19 protein-coding genes are annotated in these 15,765 nt (G+C 69.4%); 7 read left to right on the plus strand and 12 right to left on the minus strand.

Translation table 11 applies throughout. The features are described from left to right. The 3 genes from BM249_RS18240 to BM249_RS18250 form a co-directional block, all read right to left on the minus strand. The coding region (locus BM249_RS18240; RefSeq protein WP_143103798.1) for a transposase at positions 1-285 on the minus strand (285 nt) is incomplete at its 3' end. A 66-nt stretch (positions 286-351) separates the two neighbouring features. Beyond that, entirely contained in the window at positions 352-1,479 is a 1,128-nt protein-coding gene (locus tag BM249_RS18245; RefSeq protein WP_091974696.1) for an ATP-binding protein, read from the minus strand. 94 nt (positions 1,480-1,573) lie between these two features. Continuing rightward, entirely contained in the window at positions 1,574-2,206 is a 633-nt protein-coding gene (locus BM249_RS18250; protein ID WP_091974698.1) for a S24 family peptidase, read from the minus strand. 254 nt (positions 2,207-2,460) lie between these two features. Between BM249_RS18250 and BM249_RS18255 the strand changes: the two genes are divergently transcribed. Continuing rightward, on the plus strand, positions 2,461-2,814 hold the full coding sequence (locus BM249_RS18255) for a DUF952 domain-containing protein (protein WP_091974700.1): 354 nt from the start codon (positions 2,461-2,463) through the stop codon (positions 2,812-2,814). Continuing rightward, positions 2,811-3,905, plus strand: a complete 1,095-nt coding sequence (locus BM249_RS18260; RefSeq protein ID WP_091974702.1) for a quinone-dependent dihydroorotate dehydrogenase — start codon at positions 2,811-2,813, stop codon at positions 3,903-3,905. The genes BM249_RS18255 and BM249_RS18260 overlap by 4 nt, the downstream gene beginning before the upstream one ends. A 55-nt stretch (positions 3,906-3,960) precedes the next feature. Here BM249_RS18260 and BM249_RS18265 read toward each other — a convergent pair whose 3' ends face one another. Then, positions 3,961-4,254, minus strand: coding sequence for a hypothetical protein (locus BM249_RS18265; protein ID WP_091974704.1), 294 nt, complete (start codon positions 4,252-4,254; stop codon positions 3,961-3,963). Between the two features lie 234 nt (positions 4,255-4,488). On the opposite strand from BM249_RS18265, the gene BM249_RS18270 reads away from it, so the two are divergent. Next, entirely contained in the window at positions 4,489-6,786 is a 2,298-nt protein-coding gene (locus tag BM249_RS18270) for an FdhF/YdeP family oxidoreductase (RefSeq protein ID WP_091974706.1), read from the plus strand. Then, the gene (locus BM249_RS18275; protein ID WP_091974708.1) at positions 6,783-7,088 is read left to right on the plus strand and encodes a hypothetical protein; all 306 of its coding nucleotides are present in this window, start codon (positions 6,783-6,785) and stop codon (positions 7,086-7,088) included. Before BM249_RS18270 ends, BM249_RS18275 begins: the two co-directional genes overlap by 4 nt. A gap of 42 nt (positions 7,089-7,130) precedes the next feature. Here the strand turns inward: BM249_RS18275 and BM249_RS18280 are convergent, their stop codons facing one another. Further along, the gene (locus BM249_RS18280) at positions 7,131-8,015 is read right to left on the minus strand and encodes an HpcH/HpaI aldolase/citrate lyase family protein (RefSeq protein ID WP_091974710.1); all 885 of its coding nucleotides are present in this window, start codon (positions 8,013-8,015) and stop codon (positions 7,131-7,133) included. Positions 8,016-8,184: 169 nt separating this feature from the next. Here BM249_RS18280 and BM249_RS18285 point away from each other — a divergent pair, with 169 nt between their 5' ends. Together BM249_RS18285 and BM249_RS18290 are read left to right on the plus strand one after the other, a co-directional pair. Beyond that, positions 8,185-8,574, plus strand: coding sequence for a tautomerase family protein (locus tag BM249_RS18285; protein WP_091974712.1), 390 nt, complete (start codon positions 8,185-8,187; stop codon positions 8,572-8,574). After that, on the plus strand, positions 8,571-8,906 hold the full coding sequence (locus BM249_RS18290; protein WP_091974714.1) for a DUF167 domain-containing protein: 336 nt from the start codon (positions 8,571-8,573) through the stop codon (positions 8,904-8,906). Before BM249_RS18285 ends, BM249_RS18290 begins: the two co-directional genes overlap by 4 nt. 1 nt (position 8,907) lies before the next feature. Here BM249_RS18290 and BM249_RS18295 read toward each other — a convergent pair whose 3' ends face one another. The 7 genes from BM249_RS18295 to BM249_RS18325 form a co-directional block, all read right to left on the minus strand. Continuing rightward, positions 8,908-9,279, minus strand: coding sequence for a tRNA-binding protein (locus BM249_RS18295; RefSeq protein WP_091974716.1), 372 nt, complete (start codon positions 9,277-9,279; stop codon positions 8,908-8,910). A 7-nt stretch (positions 9,280-9,286) separates the two neighbouring features. Beyond that, positions 9,287-10,111, minus strand: coding sequence for an FTR1 family iron permease (locus BM249_RS18300; RefSeq protein ID WP_091974718.1), 825 nt, complete (start codon positions 10,109-10,111; stop codon positions 9,287-9,289). A gap of 41 nt (positions 10,112-10,152) precedes the next feature. After that, entirely contained in the window at positions 10,153-11,553 is a 1,401-nt protein-coding gene (locus BM249_RS18305) for a 4Fe-4S binding protein (RefSeq protein WP_091974719.1), read from the minus strand. A gap of 15 nt (positions 11,554-11,568) precedes the next feature. After that, a complete protein-coding gene (locus BM249_RS18310) occupies positions 11,569-11,904 on the minus strand; it encodes a cupredoxin domain-containing protein (RefSeq protein WP_091974721.1) in 336 nt (111 codons plus the stop codon). 2 nt (positions 11,905-11,906) lie between these two features. Beyond that, the gene (locus tag BM249_RS18315; protein WP_091974723.1) at positions 11,907-12,491 is read right to left on the minus strand and encodes an iron transporter; all 585 of its coding nucleotides are present in this window, start codon (positions 12,489-12,491) and stop codon (positions 11,907-11,909) included. A gap of 188 nt (positions 12,492-12,679) precedes the next feature. Further along, positions 12,680-13,990, minus strand: a complete 1,311-nt coding sequence (locus BM249_RS18320) for an MATE family efflux transporter (RefSeq protein WP_091974776.1) — start codon at positions 13,988-13,990, stop codon at positions 12,680-12,682. Between the two features lie 75 nt (positions 13,991-14,065). After that, complete coding sequence (locus tag BM249_RS18325; RefSeq protein WP_425284853.1) at positions 14,066-14,524, minus strand: gamma-butyrobetaine hydroxylase family protein; 459 nt, start codon at positions 14,522-14,524, stop codon at positions 14,066-14,068. A 150-nt stretch (positions 14,525-14,674) separates the two neighbouring features. On the opposite strand from BM249_RS18325, the gene moaA reads away from it, so the two are divergent. Next, positions 14,675-15,709: a GTP 3',8-cyclase MoaA gene (gene moaA, locus BM249_RS18330; RefSeq protein WP_091974725.1), complete on the plus strand. Its 1,035-nt coding sequence runs from the start codon at positions 14,675-14,677 to the stop codon at positions 15,707-15,709. Positions 15,710-15,765 lie beyond the last annotated feature (56 nt).

Here is a 15,765-nt window from a genome sequence, read left to right on the forward strand (position 1 = left end):
CACGGTCGTGCCGTCGAGGAACACCATCCCGAGTTGGACGCCGCGCTCCTGCACCAGGCTGAGCAGCCGCTCCCAGACACCGGCCCGGGACCAGCGGATGAAGATCTGGGCGGCCCGCCACCACGGACCCAGTTCCTCCGGGATCGCCCGCCATTTGGCGCCGTTCCGATGCCGCCACAGGATCGCCGAGAGCGTGCGTTGCAGGTCCTGCGGCGGCGTCTTGGCCTTGGGCCGGCACGCCTCGACCAGAGGCTCCAGTTCAGACCATTGCGCGTCGCTCAGCATCGTCCCTCCCGCAATCAGAGAGACGAAAACGCAAAACGCGCCACTCCGTTCAAGCGACGACAGGCCCTAGACGACGGCCGGAAACACCAAGCGCACCACGGTGCCCTCGCCGGATTTGCTGTCGAGCACCACGGTGCCGTTCTGGCGTTTGACGAGGCCGTGGACGATGGCGAGGCCGGTGCCGCGTCCGGCCTCGCGACTGGTCACGAACGGGGCGAGCGCCCGCGCCGCCATCTCGGGCGACATGCCGTGGCCCGTATCCGTCACCGTGATGCCGACGGCGCCGTCGGCCGGCCGTTGCAGGCCGCGGTCGCCGGGGGGCACCGCGAAGGTCGCGATGGTGATGCGGCCTTCCCCCGGCATCGCCTCGCACGCATTGGCGAGGATGAGGGTGAGGGCGAGCTCCACCTGACGGGGGTTGCTCAGGCCGCAGGCGAGGCCGGGCGTGGTCCGAACGTCGAGGGTGATCCGCGCCGGTAGGGTCGTCTTCGCCCGTGCGCCGAAGGCGGTGATCAGGGCGTTGAGGTCCACCGGCCGCACGTCCGGGGCGATCCGGCGGGAGAAGGCGAGGAGCTGTCGGGTGAGGATCGTCGCCCGCTCGGCCGCATCCGTCGAGCGCAGGATGGCCCGCTGGATGAATGGTTCGTCGCGGTCGCCGAGGCGCCGCTTGAGACCGTCGATGTAGCCGATGAGGATCTGGAGAAAATTGTTGAATTCGTGCGCGACGCTGTTCGTCAGGAGCCCCAGGGCCTCACGTTGCCGCGACAGGTCGAGGGCGCTCTCGGCATCGCGGCGCCGGGACACGTCCACGACCTGCACGATGCATCGGGGCGTGCCGGGCGAGGCGACCGCGTCGAGGGGGGCCACGAGGATCTGGGCCCAGAACGCGGCGCCCGATCGCGTCCGGACCAGGAGTTCGCTTCCCTCCGGCGGCGCGTCGGCAAGGGCCGTATCGAGGAGGGCGCGGGCTATCCGGTCTTCGGCGCAGCCCAGGGCCAGGGCGGGGCTCCGGCCGAGCACCGACTCGGCCCCGTGGCCGATCAGGGCCAGGAAGGCCGGATTGGCGAAGACGATGCGCCCTCCCCCGGGGGCGGCCTCGACGAGGAAGGCGGGAACGCGGGACGCCGCCAGGACGGCGTGTTCCTCCACATCCGGCCGGGGCTCCGGCGACCCATCGTCCGGCGGCAAGGCCATGGCATCTCCACGGTTCGGGAAATCGAGTCTCGGGGGAGGCATAGACCGAACCGGGGGGAGGACCAAAGCGTCCCCGTGCACGCCACCCGCAACGCTACTGCCGCACCCACATCACCCGGCCGATCCAGGCGATGTCGCCGACATTGACGATCCGATCCGGATGCTCGGGATTCAGGGAGGCGAGTTCGATGGTGCGGGCGGTGCGGCGCTTGAGTTCCTTTGCCAGGACCTCGCCCGCATCGAGGCGCACCACCACGCGGTCGCCCTTGCGGACGCTGGCGGAGGGCGAGACGATGAGGACATCGCCGTCGCGGTAGAGCGGCGCCATGGAATCACCCTGCACTTCCAGGGCGAAGGACCGGTCGTCGGCGAGATCGGGAAACTCGATCTCCTCCCAGCCCGGACCGCCCGTGGGCATGCCCTCGTCGGTGAACAGTCGCCCCGAGCCGGCCTGCGTCATGCCCACGAGGGGAATCATCGAGCGGACGGGGCCGGTGCGAACCTCGATGAGCCGCAGGAAATCGTCAAGATTTGCGCCCGTGGCGGCCAGGACCTTGGCGATGGACTCCGTCGAAGGCCAGCGTTTGCGCCCATCCGGACCGATGCGCTTCGAGCGGTTGAAGCTCGTGGCATCCAGGCCGGCGCGGCGCGCGAGTCCGGATGCCGAGAAGCCGTGGCGCTCCGCCAGCCGGTCGATGGCAGTCCAGATCTGCTCGTGCGACAACATCGAGAGGCTCGCGGCGGGAAGTTCGTGAGACGCTCAGCCTACGAGTAGGAAAGTAGAACTAAAACATCGGGAAAGCAACGGTACGATACCGGGCGCGGGCCGTTCTGTTTCGCCGCGATCGCCTGTCCGGCCGTGCGCGGCTGAGGTTGCGGCCACCGGGCCGGCGCTCTATCGCCGGGCCGGTGGCCGCGCGATCAGGCGACGCGCGCCCTTCAACGCCCCGAACGCCATACCCGCGCCGTCAAGGAAACCGGATGCCCCTCGTCTACAAGATCTGCCCACGGGATCTCTGGGCGGCGGCCGAAGCGACGGGCCGCTTCACCGGGGCGCCCGTGGATGTGGCCGACGGTTTCATTCATTTCTCCACCGCCCCTCAGGCCGCCGAAACGGCGGCGCGGCATTTCGCGGGGGTGCACGACCTCGTCCTCGTCGCCGTCGAGACCGAGGTCCTGGGCGACGCCCTGCGTTTCGAGCCGTCGCGGGGCGGCGACCTGTTCCCGCATCTCTACGGTGACCTGCCCGTCTCCGCCGTCCGCGCCGTACACGATCTGCCGGTGGGGCCGGACGGGCGCCACGCATTTCCGCGCGGTTTCGGAGACGTGGCATGATCGGCGCGCTGTTTCCCCTTCCCAATCTGTTTCCCCTGGCGAAACCCCTGCTGCACCGCCTCGACGCGGAGGCCGCGCACAATCTCACCATCCGGGGCCTGTCCCTGCTGCCGCCGCGCCGGCCCGCCGCCGACGATGCCCGGCTCGCCGTCGAGGTGCTGGGCCGGCGCTTCCCCAATCCCGTCGGTCTGGCCGCGGGCTACGACAAGGGCGCGCAGGTGCCGGATGCGCTGCTGGGCCTCGGGTTCGGCTTCGTCGAGGTCGGCGGCGTGGTGCCCCTGGCCCAGCCGGGCAACCCGGCGCCCCGCGTGTTTCGTCTGCCCGCCGATGGCGCCGTCATCAACCGGTTCGGCCTCAACAGCGAAGGGCTCGAGGTGGTGTGCCGCCGCCTCGCCGCCCGCCAGGGACGGCCCGGCCGGATCGGCGTCAATATCGGCGCCAACAAGGACGCGAAGGATCGGCTGGCCGATTACGTCGCCTGCACCCGCGCCCTGGCGCCCCTGGTCGATTTCGTCACCGTGAACGTGTCCTCGCCCAACACGCCGGGTCTGCGCGACCTCCAGGGCGAGGCGTTCCTCGACGATCTCCTGGCGCGGGTGGTGGAGGCGCGTGACGTGGTCCATCCCGGCACGGCGATCCTCCTCAAGATCGCCCCCGACATCACCCTCGACACCCTCGATTCCATCACGGCCACGGCACTCAAGCGCGGTGTCCAGGCAATGGTGGTGTCCAACACCACCATCGCGCGGCCCGCGACCCTGACGGAGGCGGCGGCCCACGAGACCGGCGGCCTCTCGGGCCGTCCACTGTTCCGGCCCGCGACCCGCCTCCTGGCGCAAGCCTACCTGCGGGTCGGATCGCGGCTGCCCCTCATCGGCGTCGGCGGCATCGATTCGGCGGAAGCCGCCTGGACCAAGATCCTGGCCGGGGCGAGCCTGCTGCAACTCTACTCGGCCCTCGTCTATCAGGGGCCTGCGCTGATCGAGGCCATCAAGACGGGCCTCGTCGCCCGGATGGCGGCCGAGGAGGCGGTGAGCCTCGCGGGGGTCGTCGGTCGCGAGGCGAAGTCCCTCGCCACGATGGCGGATTGAACCGGCTTCGGACCTCCGCCCCTTGGGGGGTGGAGGACGACAGCGCCGATGGAGCTCAGAGGCGAAGCCGCCCCCGCTGACCGGTTCCGACGAGGACGATACAGGCGACGAGCAGGCCGATCAGACCCCACTTGATCGGCAGGAGATCGGCGCCTTCGCTGGCGACGGGCACGATGGCGAACCGGCCCGGCCCGATCTCGACGCCGAGTTTTCCGGCGCCCTGCGCATCGGCGATCTGCTCGGGCGAGATCGCCCATTCGGCCCCCCGTTGCCGGTCGTGGGCCATCATGCCGAAGGCGACGGCGAGCCCGACGATGACGGCCGCGCTCACCCGTATGGGAGTCCGCATCCTTGTGTTCCCCGGCTGTTCGGGGCGACACGGCCCCCTCCATAGACGCATACCCCACCTGCTTGCGGCAGCGCAGTCTTTAACCGGCGCGAAACTCCCCAGGGGCGAAGCTACGCGCCTCACAAGCGCATGACTGGCCTGCGTTTTCACGCGATTGAGCGCACGCTGTGCGGTGCGATACCTGCGGGGGAACGAGGGCCGCCACGGCCTCACGCATTTCAACCAGGATCGTCCATGGATCAGCCGGTCGCCACCCCGAAGCGTTCGTCCGCCGCCGGCGGTTGGGGTGCGCTGAAAAGCTGTGGCAAGCACCTGTTGAGCAGCCGCGCGCCGCTCTCCGGCGCACGGGCCATGCTGAAGGCCAATCAACCCGACGGCTTCGATTGTCCGGGCTGCGCCTGGGGCGATCCCGCCCATGGGTCATCGTTCGAATTCTGTGAGAACGGCGTGAAGGCCGTCTCCTGGGAAGCCACCGACAAGCGCACGCCGCCGAAATTCTTCGCCAAGCACACGGTGAGCGAGCTGCGCGGCTGGACCGATTACGCCCTCGAGGGCGAGGGTCGTCTCACCCACCCCATGCGGTACGATGCGGGATCCGACCGCTACGTGCCGACGACCTGGGCGGACGCCTTCGCGGCCATCGGCGCCGCCTTGCGCGCCCTCGCCTCCCCCGATCAGGCCGAGTTCTACACCTCCGGTCGCGCCTCCAACGAGGCCGCCTATCTCTATCAGTTGTTCGCGCGCCACTACGGCACCAACAACTTCCCCGATTGCTCGAACATGTGCCACGAAGCCAGCGGCGTCGCCCTCCAGGCGGCCATCGGCATCGGCAAGGGCACGGTGCTGCTCGAGGATTTCGAGAAGGCCGACGCCATCTTCGTGGTGGGGCAGAACCCCGGCACCAACCATCCGCGCATGCTCGGCGACCTGCGCAGGGCCGCGACCCGCGGCGCCCGCGTGGTGGTGTTCAACCCCGTGCGCGAGCGCGGCCTCGAACGCTTCGCCGATCCGCAGAACACCGTCGAGATGTTGCGCGGGGCGAGTGCCCCTGTGGCGAGCCACTACTATCAGCCGCGTCTCGGCGGCGACATGGCGGCCTTCCGCGGCATCGCCAAGGCGGTGTTCGCCGCCGACGACGCGGCGCTCGCCGCCGGCAAGCCCTCGGTGCTCGATCGGTCGTTCCTCGCCCATCACACCGAGGGCCTCGCGGCCTACCGGGCCGTGGTGGACGCCACCACCTGGGAGGCCATCGAGGACCAGTCGGGCCTCAGCCGCGCCGATATCGAGGTGGCGGCGGAGGTCTATCTCGGGGCCGACAAGGTGATCTGCACCTGGGCCATGGGTGTGACCCAGCACCGCCATTCCGTCGCGACCATTCGCGAACTCGCCAACGTGCTGTTCCTGCGCGGCCATGTCGGGCGTCCCGGCACGGGTTTGTGCCCCGTGCGCGGCCATTCCAACGTGCAGGGCGACCGGACGGTCGGCATCAATGAGAAGCCGCCCGCCGCCCTCCTCGATGCCCTGGAGGCCGAATTCGGCTTCCCGGCGCCGCGCCAGCACGGCCACAACGTCATCGCGGCCATCGGGGCGATGCTCGACGGCTCGTCGAAGGCGTTCATCGGGCTCGGCGGCAACTTCGCCCGCGCCACGCCGGATACGGCCCTCGTCGCCAAGGCCCTGTCCTCCTGCGAACTCACCGTCCACATCGCGACGAAGCTCAACCACTCGCACCTCGTGCCGGGTCGCGTCGCCTACCTGCTGCCCTGCCTCGGGCGGACGGAGATCGACCGCAACCCTCAGGGCAAGATCCAGATTGTCACGGTCGAGGATTCCATGAGCATGGTCCACGGCTCGGGCGGCATCAACAAGCCGGCTTCGAAGGAGCTGCTGTCCGAGATCGCCATCATCGCCGGCATGGCGCAGGCGACCGTCGGTTCGGAGAAGGTCGATTGGGCCGGGCTCGCCGAGGATTACGACCGCATCCGCGACCTCATCGAGCGGACGATCCCGGGCTTCACGGGCTACAATGTGCGGGTGCGCCGGCCGCGCGGCTTCATGCTTCGGAATCTGGCCGCGGAGCGCAACTTCGAGACCGCGACGGGGCGCGCCAACTTCTCGGCCGACCGGCTGCCCGAGGCCACCGAGCACCAGCGCGCCGGCCAGGCCCCCGGCACCTTCGTGCTCCAGACCTTCCGCAGCCACGACCAGTACAACACCACCATCTATGGCCTGGATGACCGCTATCGCGGCGTCTATGGCGAGCGCCGCGTGGTCTTCGCCCATCCCGACGACCTCGCCGAGATTCGGGCGCTGACCGGCGACCGGGTCGACATCGTCGGCACCCATCAGGACGGCGTGACCCGAGTGGCCGAAGGCTTCCGCCTCGTGCCGTTCGACATGCCGCGCGGGTCTCTGGCCGGCTATTACCCCGAGCTCAACGTCCTCGTGCCGCTCTCGACCTTCGGCGAGGGCAGCGACACCCCGACCTCGAAATCGGTGATGGTGCAACTCCGCGCCCCGGCCGCCGCGTGAGCGAACCGCCCGCCGACGCCGAGACCTTCCTGGCGGTGACGGAGTCCGTCGCCGCCCTGCAGCCGGGGATCTCGACCCTCGAAGCCGGCATCCTCGCGGCCCTGCATCTCGGGCTTGCCGCCGACAGCCGGAGTTTCGCGCGCGTGTTTGGCGTCGAGCACGCCTTGGTGTTACGGGCGGTGGAGACCCTAGTGGGCGAGGTCGCGCTCCTCACCGTCACCGAACGGGCGCCGCGCACCCAGCGCACGCGCTACGCCGTCACCCCGGCGGGCCGAGCCGTCCTCGATCACCTGCACGGATGAGCGGGCCGGGGCACTCGCCCCGGCCACGTTTCGCGCCGGCGCTTACTGCCCCTTGGCCGCGATGGCCTCCGACCAGTTCACGGCGCGGCGGGCCATGCCGATATGCTGGCGCTCGTACATGCGGCCCTCGATCTTGATGGCGCCGCGCTTGAGGTTCTCGGGCTTGTCGAACGCCTCGATGACGATGCGGGCGCGGCGGACCTCCTCCTCGGAGGGCGCGAAACAGGTGTTGGCCGGCTCGATCTGGTTGGGGTGGATCAAGGTCTTGCCGTCGAAGCCGAGGTCTCGCGCCTGCTGGCACTCGGCGCGGCAACCCTCGACGTCGCCGATGTCGTTCCAGACCCCGTCGAGGATGGCCAGGCCCTCGGCGCGGGCTGCCGCGAGGGTGAACATCATCCAGGGCAGCATCGGCACGCGGCCGGGCACGAGCTGCGCCCAGGTGTCCTTGGCGAGATCGTTGGTGCCGAGGACGAAGCCGGCGAGGCGGGTGCGCCGGTCGCGCTTCGCCTTGGCGATCTCCTGAATGTTGAGGATGGCGGCAGGGGTCTCGATCATCGCCCATACGGCGATGCTGTCGGGTGCTTCCAGGGCTTCGAGATGGTTGGCGATGCTCTCCAGCACCGCCGGGGACGACACCTTCGGCATCAGGATCGCGTCGGGACACGCCTCGATGGCCGCCTTGAGGTCGGACTCACCCCAGGGCGTCTGCGGGGCATTGACCCGGATGATGATCTCGCGGTCGCCGTAGCCGCCTTCCTTCACCGCCGCGCAGACCTGCTCGCGGGCGATCTCCTTGGCCTCCGGTGCCACGGCATCCTCGAGGTCGAGGATCAGCGCGTCGGCCGCGAGGGTACGGGCCTTTTCGAGGGCGCGCTGGTTCGAGCCGGGCATGTACAGCACGCTGCGGCGGAGACGGAGATCGGACATCGAGGCTTCCCGTATTGATGCGGCGCACCTTAGTGCAACATCGGCGCCGGGGTCACCCCGTCACGCTGACAGCTCGACGCTTCCGATCTTCGGCCCGGGTGCCGAATGTTGTAGAGCCGCCGCGGGGTGGAGCCTGTCCACCGTTCGACGAAACAACCCCGAGACCGCCATGCCGCTGATCCGCTTCGACCTCCTCGAAGGCCGCACCGACGCCGAGCTGAAGACCCTCCTGGATGCCGCCCATGAGGCGATGCTCGAAGCCTTTAAGGTGCCGGCCGGCGATCGCTACCAGATCGTCACGGAGCACAAGCCGTCACGGATGATCATTGAGGATACGGGGCTGGGCATCCCGCGCACGAAGGACGTCGTCGTGGTGCAGGTGTTCACCCGTCCGCGCTCCGAGGAAGCGAAGCAGGACTTCTATCGCCTGCTGACGGAGAAGCTCCACGCCGCCTGCGGCATCGCCCCCTCCGACGTGATGGTGTCGTGCATGGTCAACAGCGATGCCGACTGGTCGTTCGGCCATGGGCGGGCGCAGTTCCTCACCGGCGAACTGTGACGCAGCCCCTACCCTGGGCGCCGATTCCGGACGGCATTCGCCTCGCCGTCCGGCTGACGCCCCGGGCCAGCCGGACGGGCCTCGACGGTGTCGTGACCGGGGCCGACGGACGGGGAGCGGTGCAACTGCGCGTCGCCGCGCCCCCCGTGGAGGGGGCGGCCAATGCGGCCCTCATCGCCTACCTCGCGGAGGCGCTCGACCTGCGCCGCCGCGATATCCGCATCGTCTCCGGTGAGACGAGCCGCCAGAAGATGGTGACGCTGGCGGGCGATTCCGCCGACCTGTCCGCGCGGATCGTCGCCTGGGTCGCGGGCGCGCCTCCGCGCCGGTAGATCAGAACAGGCGGCCGCCGTTCGGCACGGCGCGGTCGGGGGCGAACAGCACCACCGCGCCGTCCGCATCGGGAAAGCCGAGGGTCAGGACCTCCGACACGAACGGTCCGATCCGGCGGGGCGGAAAGTTCACCACTGCGGCGACCTGACGGCCGGGCAGATCCTCGATTCGATAATGCTCGGTGATCTGCGCGCTCGACCGCTTGAGGCCAATGGCGGCGCCGAAGTCGATGACGAGCTTCAAGGCCGGCTTGCGCGCCTGTGGAAACGCCTCGGCCGAAACGATGGTGCCGACCCGGATATCGACGGCGAGGAAGCTGTCGAATCCGATGGTGTCGGCCGCCGGGGCGTCGGGCGCGTGATGAACGTGCATGCGGGCCTCAGGCCGTGCGAACCTGCCGGGGCTTGCCGCCCGACGACCATTGCATCAGGGCGATCATGATCAGGATGGTGCCGAGATAGACCACACCCTGCAGCACGCTCGGACGGTCGGTGTAGCCGACCAGCGCGTGGAGAACGCGACCGGCCAAGCTATCCTCACGCAGGACCGACGCGGTGTTCCACAGGGGCCGGTCGAGGACCGTCACGACACCGGCATTGGCGAGGAACTGCGCCGCCTGCGAGGCGAGGCCGGCGGCGAGGAAGATGATGAGGGCGCTCGTCACCGAGAACACGTAGCGGGTCGGGATCGCGGCGAGGCCGAAATAGCTGACGCCCGAGAGGGCGGCGCCCACGCCGACGCCGGCGAGCGCCCCGAGCTGGATGTCGAGGCCCGACGTACCCGAGGCGACGAGGCCGTAGAGGAACAGCACGAGTTCGGCGCCCTCGCGCAGGATCGCGGCCCCGACCACGAGGGCGAGGGCGGCCGCCGTGCTCTGGCCGGTGCGGACCCGATCGCCCGCCGCGCGCAACTCACTCGCGAGTTCGCGGCCGTGCTTGCTCATCCAGGTGTTGTGCCAGATGAGCATCAGCACGGCGACGATGAGCACGGCAGCGTTGAGGATGTCCTGCCCCGTGCCCTCGAAGGCATCGGAGATCTTTTCCGCGAACAATGCGATGAGGGCGGCTCCGGCGAGGCCGCCCAGGATGCCAAGACCGATCCAGCGGCCACGGCCGGCTATGCCGCGCGTCGCCGCCAGGACGATGCCGATGATGAGCCCGGCCTCGATGACCTCGCGGAAGGCGATGACGAAAGCGCCGATCATGCGCGGGTGTCCTTACACGTATGGGCGCGCCGGGGCGCCGGTTACCAGATCCAGAAGAGCAGCACCCAGCCGAAGACCGAGAGGCCGCAGGCCGCCGCGATGGCGAGGGTGGCGGCGGCCCGGCGCAGGCCCGCCGCGTAGAGCCCCGAGACCCGCCAGGCGAGCCACGTGCTCCACAGGCTGCTGCCGAGCAGCAAGCCGCCGCGCAGCTCCGAGACGTAGGGCAGGTTGATCCCGTCGCCGCGCAGGAACGTCACGGTCAGGGCCGAGAGGCCGAGGAACACGCCACAACCCGCCACGGGAATCAGCGTCTGGGTGAGGTGGTGGAAGTGCCGCGACGACCACGCCCCGAGGGCACGGGTCCCGAGGGCCACCAGCCCCGACAGCGACAGGCCGAGGACGAGGGCCGTGGCGGCGATGTAGGCCAGCAACAGCACGCCGTCGAGGAGGGTGAGGACGTCGTTGTGCTCGGGGTAATTAGTGAGGACGAACCACGGCAGGGTCGTCTCCAGGGGCCAGCTCGTCCCGTGCTCGATGAGCCAGGTCGCGAGCCACTGCTTGGCGTCGATGAACCACGGGCTCGACGACCATTGGAACGCGCCCACCGCGAGCCCCATCATCCCGAACAGGATCAGGGTGGTCTGGTCGAGGCTCGGCTCGTTGCCGGCTACATGCACGATCTCGTGGGTCGGCGAGCGGCGGGCGAGGCGCACGGCGCCGCGATAGCCGGAGCAGCGCCCGCACATGTGGCAGGCGCCGGCCCCGTTCATGGTCTTCACCGGCACCAGGGGCGCGCAGTTGAAGGCTGCGCCTTTCGGCTTCGGCGAGGCGGCCCAGGCGGCGTGATCCACCTGGAAGCTGATGGGCGCGAGCTTGGCCAGCACGGCGAACACGCCGTTGACGGGGCAGAGGTAGCGGCACCACACCCGCTTGTTGCGGCCATAGAGCAGGCCGATGACGATGGCCGCCAGTGTCGAGCCGCCGAGCACGGCGAGCACGGGCTTCGGATAGCCGTAGACGCTGACCATCTGGCCGTAGACCGTGGTGCCGGCGAAGGCCACGAATGGCCAGCCGCCCCAGCTCAGCCAGCGCGGCACGGCGCGCCCCAAGCTCCAGCGGCTGGCGAACTCCGTGAGTGCGCCCTCGGGACAGAGGATGCCGCACCAGGCGCGACCGACCACCACCATGCTCACCAGAACGAACGGCCACCAAATGCCCCAGAAGGCGAACTGGGCGAACACCGTGAGGTCGTTCCACAGGTGGGCCGTGCGGCCGGGCAACGGCAGGAAGGCCGGTACCGCCACGAGGACGAGGTAGATCGCCACGACGATCCATTGGATCGTGCGGATCACGCCGCCATGGCGCTGCAGCCAGTCGCCGAAGGCGGCGAGCTTGGCGTCGACCCAGGCTTCGCCGGGTGTGATGGAGGCGGATGCCGCCATGAGGAATCTTCCGTCCTACTTCGCCACCAGGGTGGCTTTGGCCTCCGGATGGAAATCGTCGAACACGTCGTAGCGGCCGGGATCGATGGTGCGGAACACGATGGCCGAGGTGGCGCCGGCCGCCAGCGCCTTCTCGCGCTTGAGTTCCGTGCTCTCGAATTCCACCGGGCTCTTGCCCGTGTTGGTGATCTCGAGCTTGAACCGGGTGTTGGCCGGGACCTCGATCACGTCGGGAATGATCACCCCGTCGCGCATCTCGACCTTGATGACGGGCAGGTCCTCGGCCAGGGCCGGGCCGCCGAGAACCACGGCGGCGATGCCGAGGGCGAGGCGAAGGGACGTCAGGGCCACGATCAGTACGCGCCCTTCTTGCCGATGCCCGCGAAGGTGAAGTCCTGGGTCACGTCGAACGGCTTGAACCACTCGGCGACGCCCGTCTCCTTGTCGACGTGGCGGCCGAAATGCTGGTTCGCGCCGGGGGGCGCCACGGTGAGCTTCAGGCGGTACCGGCCGGGGCCCGACAGCTTGACGTTGTCGCCGTAATGCGGGCCGTCATTGGCGACCATGGGCATGAGGGTGCCGGTGACCTTCGGCCCCGTGGCGGCGTCGCCCTCGAGCTTCGTCAATTCGAACGAGACGGCGAGGGACGGCACCCAATCGCCCTCGGCGAAGCCGTTGCGGTTGTCTTTGGCGGCGCGGATGTCGGCTTCGAGGTGAAGATCGGAGGTCGCGGCGGGCCGCATCATGTCCGGCGGGTCCATCTCGATGGGCTGGAGATAGACGGCGGCGACTTCGAGGCCGTTCTCGACCACGTGCGGTCCGATGGGGATCTCCTTCGCCAGCGCGGCGGACCCGCCGGTGACGAGGAGGCCCGCGAGGGCGAGGGACGGCAGGAATCGAGGGAGCATGAATCGGGCGGTCATGGAAATCTCGCGCATGATTGGAAAGCGCGTAGACCAGCCGCGAAGGCAAGCAAAGAGGCTTCTTCGTCACGTTAGCATATCGGAATCATTCTAATCAGGGATTTTGCCGGATTATCCTGGGTGTCCACAAGACAATGCGCGGCGCGGGAGAGTGTCCAAATACCCTGATCTTGCCGCGCGACAGTACAGGCGACAGGGCCGATTCACTGCCCCTGATGCACGGCCTCCGGAAGAGGCGTCGTCACGCCTGGGGAAAATGTCCGCCGGGTCAGGCTCGGATAGGCCAGGGCCTGCCCGATGCCGCGACCACCGAGGAGAATGAGAAAGGCGACCCAGAGCCCGGCATTGCCGAGGCCGAGCCCGTGGAAGGCGAGGAGCGCCAGGGCGTAAGCCGCCGTCGCGGCGATCATGAGGTTGCGCATCGCCCGGGTCCAGGTGGCGCCGATATAGATGCCGTCGAAGGCGAAGGGGAGCGCCGCCACGAAGGGGGCGAGGGCCGCCGGAACCAGATAGAGACGGGCCATCGCACGGACTTCGGGGCTCGTGGTCACGGCATCGATGAAGGCGCCGCCCCCGGCGAGGGATACGCCCGCGATGGCGGCCCCGAAGGCGAGGCACCAAGCGAGACTCAAGGTCGCGGCTCGGCGGAATCCCACCGGGTCGCGGGCCCCCACGGCCTGTCCGCACAGGGTCTCGGCGGCGGTGGCGAAACCGTCGAGGAAGAAGCCGCCGATCATGAAGAGATTCCACAGGACGGCGTTGGCCGCGAGCACCACGTCGCCCGAGCGGGCGCCGAGCGCCGAGAACGCCGCAATGCAACCGACCAGCAGCAAGGTCCGGATCATCACATCGGCATTGACGCTGAGCATCCGGGCGAGCGCCTTGGGATCGGCGACGACCCGCAGCGGCACCGCGAAGGGGTGCGAGCCGAGGCGGGCGAGGATCACGAGGCCGAGGCCGACACCCGCCGCTTCGGCGATGAGGGTGGCGAGGCCGGCCCCCGCGACGCTCATGTCGGCGCCGAGCACCAGGGCGAGGGTGAGCAGGATGTTGACGCAGTTGATGGCGATCTGGAGCACGAGCCCGAGATCGGTCCGGCCCCGCCCCAGGACCGAGCCGAGGATCGCGTAGTTCGCGAGGGTGAACGGCGCGGCGAAGATGCGGATGTGGAAATAGTCCGACAGGCCCGCGATCACCGCCGGGCTGGCGCCGCTCAACGCGAAGGCGCCCCGTCCGATGGGACCCTGCAGGATCACGATCGCGGCGCCGACGAGGATGCCGGCGGCCAGCGCCCGCGCCAGGGTGCGGTCGACCTCGGCGCCGTTGCGGGCGCCCACGGCCTGAGCCGTCAGCCCGGCCGTGGCCATGCGCAGGGACCCGAACGACCAGAAGATCGCGTCGAAGATCACGGCGCCCAGCGCCATGGCACCCAGCAGCGCGGCGTCGCCGAGGCGCCCGATCACCGCCGCGCCGACGAAGCCGAGGAGCGGCGTCGTCACGTTGGCGACCGTCATCGGCAACGCGAGGGCGAGGACCCGCCGGCTCGTCGCCGGGACGGCGTGGGCGCCGCGGACGCTCAAGCGAATCCCCTAGTGGCAGCCGCAGCCGCTGCCGCAGTTACCGCCGCCGCTCGCCTTGGCGGATTTCCCGGCGGGATCGCGTGACAGGCCGCGCTCCTCCAGTTCCGACAGGTAGGTCGCCCAGCGGTTCCTGGACTCGCGGCCGAGATCGTAGAGGTAGCCCCAGCCGAACAGGCCGGTGTCGTGCATGTCGTCGAAGGTGAGCTTCACGGCGTAGTTGCCGACCGGCTCGACGTTGAGGATTGCGACGTCGCGCTTGCCGCCGATCACTTTGCGCTCGGCCGGCGAATGCCCCTGCACCTCCGCCGACGGGCTCGACACCCGCAGGTACTCGGCGGGCAGGGCAAAGCGTCCGCCATCCTCAAAGGCGACGTGGAGGGTGCGCTTGTCGCCCGACAGCCGGATCTCCGTCGGCCAGCGCTCCGGCGCCGACATGGGGGCCTGTCGATCCAGGGTCTCTTGGTTCATGGCTGACTCCGGAAACGGGGGACGTGCGCACGCGTCACCCCCGGTGCGCGCTTGCCCGGGCGGACGCAAGACCTCATATGCGTTTTCATGCTAGGTTCGTCACGCGACCAAACGCCAGTGCTTTCCCCCCAGCAGAGTTCAGAGTCACGCATGTGGGGTCCCCGCACCGACGCCGACGCCGTTCCCGCCGTCGCTCCGCTGATCGACCCGTTCCAACGGGCGATCACATACCTGCGCATTTCCGTGACGGATCGCTGCGATCTGCGATGCGTCTACTGTATGTCGGAGGAGATGAACTTCCTGCCGAAGCGCGATCTTCTCACCCTGGAGGAGCTCGATCGCCTCTGCGCCGTGTTCATCGGGCGCGGTGTGCGCAAGCTGCGCATCACCGGGGGCGAACCCCTGGTGCGGCGGGATATCATGCATCTGTTCCGGCGCCTGTCGCGCCATCTGGACAGCGGGGCGCTCGATGAGTTGACCCTGACGACGAACGGCACGCAGCTCGGGCGCTTCGCCCCCGAACTCGCCGATCTCGGCATTCGCCGCGTCAACGTCTCCCTCGATACCCTCGACCCGGACAAGTTTCGCGCCATCACCCGGCGTGGCGACCTCAAGGTGGTGCTCGACGGTATCGCGGCGGCGCAGAAGGCCGGTATCAAGGTCAAGATCAACGCCGTCGCGCTGAAGGGCGTCAACGAGGACGAGATCGCCGACATGATCGCCTGGGCGCATGGCGACGGCATGGACATGACCCTCATCGAGGTGATGCCGCTCGGCGAGATCGAAGGCGACCGGACGGATCAGTTCCTGCCCCTCTCCGTGGCCCGCGCCCGCCTGGAGAGCCGTTACACCATGACCCCCCTGCCCGACCGCACGGGCGGCCCGGCGCGCTACGTCCGCATCGCCGAGACCGGCGGCCGCCTCGGCTTCATCACGCCCCTCACCCACAATTTCTGCGAGAGCTGCAACCGCGTGCGCCTCACCTGCACGGGCCAGCTCTACATGTGCCTCGGCCAGGAGGATGCGGCCGACCTCCGCGCGGCCCTGCGCGCCTCGCCCGACGACGCCCTGGTGACCCAGGCGGTGATCGACGCCATCGCGCGCAAGCCGAAGGGCCACGACTTCGTCATCGAGCGGGCCCGCCCGGCGGCGGTGCCGCGCCACATGAGCGTCACGGGCGGCTGAGTCGTCCGTTTGACCCCCCGCGCCATCGAACCTAGACCCCCATCCATCGCAAGTTT

This window comes from Methylobacterium gossipiicola (genome assembly GCF_900113485.1).
GTDB lineage: Bacteria > Pseudomonadota > Alphaproteobacteria > Rhizobiales > Beijerinckiaceae > Methylobacterium > Methylobacterium gossipiicola.

Excerpts from the sequence above, each read along its gene's own strand:
- BM249_RS18245 (WP_091974696.1), bottom strand. The coding sequence starts at position 1,479 with ATGGCCTTGCCGCCGGACGATGGGTCGCCGGAGCCCCGGCCGGATGTG.
- BM249_RS18250 (WP_091974698.1), bottom strand. The coding sequence starts at position 2,206 with ATGTTGTCGCACGAGCAGATCTGGACTGCCATCGACCGGCTGGCGGAG.
- BM249_RS18255 (WP_091974700.1), top strand. The coding sequence starts at position 2,461 with ATGCCCCTCGTCTACAAGATCTGCCCACGGGATCTCTGGGCGGCGGCC.
- BM249_RS18260 (WP_091974702.1), top strand. The coding sequence starts at position 2,811 with ATGATCGGCGCGCTGTTTCCCCTTCCCAATCTGTTTCCCCTGGCGAAA.
- BM249_RS18265 (WP_091974704.1), bottom strand. The coding sequence starts at position 4,254 with ATGCGGACTCCCATACGGGTGAGCGCGGCCGTCATCGTCGGGCTCGCC.
- BM249_RS18270 (WP_091974706.1), top strand. The coding sequence starts at position 4,489 with ATGGATCAGCCGGTCGCCACCCCGAAGCGTTCGTCCGCCGCCGGCGGT.
- BM249_RS18280 (WP_091974710.1), bottom strand. The coding sequence starts at position 8,015 with ATGTCCGATCTCCGTCTCCGCCGCAGCGTGCTGTACATGCCCGGCTCG.
- BM249_RS18285 (WP_091974712.1), top strand. The coding sequence starts at position 8,185 with ATGCCGCTGATCCGCTTCGACCTCCTCGAAGGCCGCACCGACGCCGAG.
- BM249_RS18295 (WP_091974716.1), bottom strand. The coding sequence starts at position 9,279 with ATGCACGTTCATCACGCGCCCGACGCCCCGGCGGCCGACACCATCGGA.
- BM249_RS18300 (WP_091974718.1), bottom strand. The coding sequence starts at position 10,111 with ATGATCGGCGCTTTCGTCATCGCCTTCCGCGAGGTCATCGAGGCCGGG.
- BM249_RS18305 (WP_091974719.1), bottom strand. The coding sequence starts at position 11,553 with ATGGCGGCATCCGCCTCCATCACACCCGGCGAAGCCTGGGTCGACGCC.
- BM249_RS18315 (WP_091974723.1), bottom strand. The coding sequence starts at position 12,491 with ATGCGCGAGATTTCCATGACCGCCCGATTCATGCTCCCTCGATTCCTG.
- BM249_RS18320 (WP_091974776.1), bottom strand. The coding sequence starts at position 13,990 with ATGACGGTCGCCAACGTGACGACGCCGCTCCTCGGCTTCGTCGGCGCG.
- BM249_RS18325 (WP_425284853.1), bottom strand. The coding sequence starts at position 14,524 with ATGAACCAAGAGACCCTGGATCGACAGGCCCCCATGTCGGCGCCGGAG.
- moaA (WP_091974725.1), top strand. The coding sequence starts at position 14,675 with ATGTGGGGTCCCCGCACCGACGCCGACGCCGTTCCCGCCGTCGCTCCG.